This window comes from Mesorhizobium sp. M1A.F.Ca.IN.020.06.1.1 (assembly GCF_004023265.1).
GTDB lineage: Bacteria > Pseudomonadota > Alphaproteobacteria > Rhizobiales > Rhizobiaceae > Mesorhizobium.
Window position 1 is genome coordinate 1 of the sequence record NZ_RZSR01000812.1, and the last position, 2,766, is coordinate 2,766.

Consider the following 2,766-nt stretch of genomic DNA (forward strand, 5'->3'; position numbering starts at 1 on the left):
CCGACCTGATAGAGGCCGATCTCGCTGGTCTGCAGGCTGCCCGTGAAAATCCCTGGTTCGGCTTTTTCCAGCTTGACCGTCATCGTCTTGCCGGAAGGCGTGATCACCTGGGCGGGGCCGGGATCGTCGCTCATCGTCTGGCGGCGGATTTCCAGCACCATGCCGCGGCCGTCGGCGGTCAGCCGTTCTTCTTCAAGTTCGGGTTCCTTCATCAGCCAATGGGCGATGCGCCGATAGAGCTGGACATGCGGTCCACCGCCTTCGAAGCCGCGCGCCCACAGCCAGCCCTGATCGGAAAGCAGCATGCCGACCCGGCCCTCGCCCTTGCGGTCGAGCACAAGCAGGGGGCGGTCGTCGGCCCCTTTCATCACCACCGCGCCCTCGGGATTCTTGACGCCGATGGTGCGGAACCAGCGGCTCCAGCGCGGCGGATCGGCGGCGGAGCCGTCGAGCCCGCGCGTGACCGGGTGGCGCTGGCCGAGATCGGTGAGACGCGGATAGAAGGCCTTATCGACGACCTCGCCGCTCGGCATCGCGGGCAGGGCCGACATCAGCGGCGTTCGGGCGATGGAGCTTTCGCCGGCATATTCGGGGCCGGCGGCAATCAGCAGCGCGCCACCCTTTTCGACATATTCGGAGATGTAGTCGTAATACAGGATCGGCAGCACGTCGCGGTGCTGATAGCGGTCGAAGATGATCAGATCGAAATCCTTGATTTTCTCGACGAACAGCTCGCGCGTCGGGAAGGCGATCAGCGACAGCTCGTTGATCGGCGTGCCGTCCTGCTTTTCCGGCGGTCGCAGAATAGTGAAGTGGACGAGGTCGACCGAAGCGTCGGATTTCAACAGGTTGCGCCAGGTGCGCTCGCCGGCATGCGGCTCGCCGGAGACCAGAAGCACGCGCAGATGATCGCGAATGCCGTCGACCAGCGCGATGGCGCGGTTGTTGGTGTCGGTCAGCTCGCCCGGCTCGTGGTCGATCGAAAGCTGGACGATGTTGCGGCCCGCGTTGGGAATGGTGACTTCAAGCTTCATCGGCTGACCGATGGTCGCATGCTCGACAGAGACCTGCTCGCCATTGACCGAGACCCGCACGTCGACCGGGCCGCCCCGGCCTTCCGTGGAAAGGACCCGATAGCTCATGTCGAGCGGCTTGCCGACGAGGCCAAACCGCGGCGCGTTCTCGAAGCGGATGCGGCGGTCCTTCTCGTGCTCGTTGCCGGTGATCAGCGCATGGAGCGGCGCGTTGAATTCTGGAGCGCCGGCCGGCGCGTCATGCACCTCGCCATCGGTGATCATGATGGCGCCGCCGATGCGCGAGGGCGGCACATCGCGGAAAGCGCTTTCCAGCGCGCCGAACAGCCTGGTTTCCGTGCGCTCATCGGCGGCCTCGGATTTGCCGGCTTCGACGACGCGGACGTCGAATTGCTTGAAGCGGCCGAGGCGCTGCTGAAGGCCCGTCAGCGCTTCGTCGGTTTGCTTGGTGCGGTCGCCGATGTCCTGGCTCTGGCTGCGATCGACGATGACCGCGACGACGCTCTTCAATGCCTCGCGTTCCTCATCGAGGAAAACGGGATTGAGCAGTGCCGCGCCCAGCGCCAGCAGGGCGATGACGCGCAGGACAGAGCCGCGCTGACGGAACCACAGGCCAGCCAGCGCGAGCAGCGCGAGCGGCACGATGACGACCCAGAACAGCGGCCAGGAAACGAGCGGCTCGAAGGAGATCGACCAGTTCATGAACTACTGTCCCAGCCGTTCGAGCAGGACGGGCACATGCACCTGGTCGGATTTGTAGTTGCCGGTCAGCATGTACATCATGATGTTGACGCCGGCGCGCAGCGCGTAGACGCGCTGCATCGGATCCGGCGGCACGGTCGGCAGCATCGGATCGCCGTTCTCGTCGACCGCCCAGGCGCCGGCGAAATCATTACCGGTGATCATGATCGGGGAGACGCCGTCGCCGGTGCGCACGGGACGGTTCTCGGTATTGCTGGCATCGAGCGAGGCTTCGACCCAGAGCGGACTGCCGTTGAAGCGGCCGGGAAACTCGGGAAGGATGAAGAAGGACTTCGTCAGCACATGGTCCGAGGGCACCGGCTCCAGCGGCGGCACGTTCAGATTGCCGAGAATATCGCGCAGCCGCTCGGTGGCCGGGCTTGCCGAGCCGGCGCCGATGCCGTTGGAGAACTGGTCGCGCGTGTCGAAGAGAACCGTGCCGCCCTGCTGCATATAGGCGTCGATGCGGGCGATCGCGGCTTCGCTGGGCATCGGCGCGGTGGCGTCGATTGGCCAGTAGATCAGCGGATAGAAGGTCAGTTCGTCCTTGGAAATGTCGACGCCCGCCGGCGGACCGGGTTCCAGCGCGGTCTTCTCGATCAGGAAGCGGGTTAGGCCTTCGAGGCCGGCGCGGCTGATTGAATCGACGCCCGGCTCGCCGGTGATGACATAGGCGATCCGAGTTTTCGAAATGTCCTCGATGGCCTGGGAATCGCCCGGCTTCGAATCATCGGCGCGGGCAAAATCGGCGTGGCCGAAGAGCCCGCCGAACACGATCAGCAGGGCAGCAGCGGTCGCCGCGGCGCGGCGCGGCCGGCGCGAAAATAGCCCACCCATCCAGAACACGGCAAGCGTGTCGAGCACCATCAGCAAGAGGGCCAATGTGACCAGCGGGCCTTTCAGGTTCTCCGATTCGTCGAAGGCGTAAGGGATGGCCGTCACCGGCAGCGAGACCTGTGGCCGAGCAAGCGGCGTGAATGTGCTCGAGGCG

Annotated in this window: 2 protein-coding genes; both read right to left on the reverse strand. The window is 65.2% G+C overall.

Going from position 1 to position 2,766, the window contains the following annotated elements; translation table 11 throughout:
* On the reverse strand, nucleotides 1-1,736 hold a 1,736-nt coding region (locus tag EOA60_RS27345), incomplete at its 3' end, for a hypothetical protein (RefSeq protein WP_128312189.1).
* A gap of 3 nt (nucleotides 1,737-1,739) precedes the next feature.
* Nucleotides 1,740-2,766, reverse strand: a 1,027-nt coding sequence (locus EOA60_RS27350; protein WP_164899575.1) for a DUF4159 domain-containing protein, incomplete at its 5' end; no start/stop codon positions are given.